The 2950-nt window shown below is 70.6% G+C and carries 2 protein-coding genes and 1 pseudogene; all 3 read left to right on the forward strand.

Annotated elements, in window-relative coordinates; genetic code table 11:
• A partial coding sequence (locus HC022_RS28840; RefSeq protein WP_254885246.1) for a TRAP transporter large permease subunit occupies positions 1-306 on the forward strand: 306 nt, incomplete at its 5' end.
• Entirely contained in the window at positions 234-803 is a 570-nt protein-coding gene (locus tag HC022_RS22940) for an NAD-dependent epimerase/dehydratase family protein (RefSeq protein WP_368484722.1), read from the forward strand. The genes HC022_RS28840 and HC022_RS22940, both read left to right, overlap by 73 nt.
• 143 nt (positions 804-946) lie before the next feature.
• Positions 947-2459, forward strand: a pseudogene (locus HC022_RS22945) (aldehyde dehydrogenase (NADP(+))).
• Positions 2460-2950 lie beyond the last annotated feature (491 nt).

Below are 2950 nucleotides of genomic sequence, written 5' to 3' on the forward strand. Positions count from 1 at the left end.
ACGGTGACCGAGAGCGGGGCATTCGGCGCGATCCGGGCGGTGCTGGCGACGATCTTCGTCTACCGCGAGATCACCTGGGACAGGTTCCGCGCCGCCGTCGTGGCCTCGGTCCGCACCACCGCGCTGGTGATGCTGCTGGTGGCGACCGCTTCGGCCTTCTCCTACCTGCTGACACTCTACCGCGTGCCGGCGCTGCTGGCCGGGGCAGGGCTGCGATCCTGCGCCTGTCGGACGTGGCCGATCTTGGTGAGGCCCGCGAGGGCGAGGAGCTGGTGCCCTGCGATCTCTCCGACGGCGACGCGGTGATGCGGCTGGTCGAGGGCTGCGACGGCATCGTCCACCTGGGCGGCATCTCGGTCGAGAAAAGTTTCGACCTGATCGAGGTCGCCAACCTGCGCGGCGTCTACAACCTCTACGAGGCGGCGCGGGCGCATGGCCAGCCGCGCATCGTCTTCGCCTCCTCCAACCACACCATCGGCCACCATCCGCAGACGGCGCGGCTCGACCACGGCGCGCCCTACCGCCCGGACGGCTATTACGGCGTCTCCAAGATCTTCGGCGAGGCCGTCGCCAGCCTCTACCACGACAAGTTCGGGCAGGAGAGCGCGCTGGTCAGCATCGGCTCCTGCACGCCGAAGCCCGAGAACTGGCGCATGCTCGCCACCTGGTTCAGCCACGACGATTTCGTCGCTCTGATCGAGGCGGTGTTCCGGGCGCCGGTGCTCGGCTGCACGATGGTCTGGGGTGCCTCGAACAACGACCACGGCTGGTGGGACAACTCCCACGCCGCCTTCCTCGGCTAGCAGCCCAGGGACAACGCGGCCGACTGGACGGAGGAAATCGCCCGCACCGTGCCACGCCCCGACCCGGACGAGTCCGTCGCCCGCTACCAGGGCGGCGTCTTCACCGATGAACCCATTCACAGATCCTGAAACGGAGGACCGACATGCCTGACGAGACCTTCACGCCGCATGGCAAACACCTGATCGCGGGGGAGTGGGTCGCCGGCGCGGCGACCTTCGACTCCGAGCCTGCGCATGGCCCCTCGCACGCCTTCGCCGGCGGCACGCCCGAGCTGGTCGACCCCGCCTGCAAGGCCGCCGAGGCCGCGTTCTGGAGCTTCGGCTACAGCACCCACGCGGCCCGTGCCGATTTCCTCGACGCCATCGCCGACGAGATCGAGGCCCGCGCCGCCGCGATCACCGGGATCGGCACGCTGGAGACCGGCCTGCCCGAGGCCCGGCTCAACGGAGAGCGCGGCCGCACCACCGGCCAGCTCCGGCACTTCCCCACCCACATTCGCACCGGCGACCATCTCGACCGTCGCCACGACGCCGCGCTGCCCGATCGCCAGCCGCTGCCGCGCCCGGACCTGAAGATGGTGCAGCGCCCGATCGGCCCCGTGGCGGTCTTCGGCGCCTCGAACTTCCCGCTCGCCTTCTCCACCGCCGGCGGCGACACTGCCGCGGCACTAGCTGCGGGTTGCCCGGTGGTGGTCAAGGGCCACTCCGCCCATCCCGGCACCGGCGAGATCGTGGCCGAGGCCATCCACGCCGCCATCGGGAAATGCGGCATGCCCAAGGGCGTCTTCTCGCTGATCCAGGGCGGCAACCGCGAGGTAGGCCAGGCGCTGGTGCAGCATCCGCTGATCAAGGCGGTGGGCTTCACCGGCAGTCTCGGCGGCGGGCGCGCGCTCTTCGACCTCTGCGCCCGCCGTCCCGAGCCGATCCCCTCCTTCGGCGAGCGGGGCGCCGTCAACCCGATGTTCCTGCTGCCCGAGGCGGTGGCCGCCCGCGGTGCCGAGATCGGCGCCGGCTGGGCCGCCTCGCTCACCATGGGCGCGGGCCAGTTTGCACCAACCCCGGCACTGCCGTGGTCGAGACCGGCCCCGAGGGCGACGCCTTCGTCAAGGCCGCGACCGAGGGGCTCGCCGCCACCGGTCCGCAGACCATGCTCAACGCCGGCATCGCCAAGGCCTACAAGGCCCGCTTCGACGGCCGCAACGCGGTGCGCCCGGTGCTGACCCACGACAGCGAGGGCCGCAGCGCCGCGCCCAACCCTACGAGACCGACGCCGCCACCTACCTGCAGGACCACGCGCTCGGCGAAGAGGTGTTCGGACCGCTGGGCCTGGTGGTCCGGGTCGCGGGCCCCGAAGACATGGAAACCCTCGCGCGCGCCTTCGACGGCCAGCTCACCGCCACCCTGCACATGGAAGCGGGCGACACGGCGCTGGCGCAGCGGCTGATGCCGGTGCTCGAGCGCATGGCGGGACGGGTGCTGGTGAACGGCTTCCCCACTGGCGTCGAGGTCTGCGACAGCATGGTCCACGGCGGCCCCTATCCCGCCTCGACCAACTTCGGGGCGACCTCGGTCGGCACGCTCTCGATCCGCCGCTTCCTGCGACCGGTCTTCTACCAGAACCTCCCCGACGCACTGCTGCCGGGCGACCTGACCTGACCTTCCGCGGGGCGGCCCGAAACTGCCCCGCAGCTTCATCTTGCCAGACAAACTCCGGGGTGAATTGGCGCGTATGCGCCAAGAGGGGCAGAGCCCCCCGGCACCCCGCCAGGAGAAGATTGCGCAATGGATCCGCAACAGATCAAGACCGCGCTCGGCTCCGGTCTTCTGTCCTTCCCGGTGACGCCATTCGACGCCGACAAAGAGTTTGAACCCGGCAGGCGGTGGTGACCACGCCCATCGAGCACGAGAACTGCGTGCTGCGGATCCCCGATGCGCCCGGCCTCGGCATCTAGATCGACCGCGACGCGCTGGCCCGGTTCGCACCGGGGGCGGGGGAATGATCGACCGCAAGCTCTCCGGCGCGGCGCCGCTTGTCAGGGTCCCGAAGGGGCCCCTCTCCCTCCCGATGCACATGTACCTGCACGCCTTCTCCCTCACCTCCGACGTTTCCGGGGCGCCCGACGTTCCGCTGCCAGATCCCGCCATGT

This window comes from Salipiger sp. HF18 (assembly GCF_011806505.1).
Lineage (GTDB): Bacteria > Pseudomonadota > Alphaproteobacteria > Rhodobacterales > Rhodobacteraceae > Salipiger > Salipiger thiooxidans.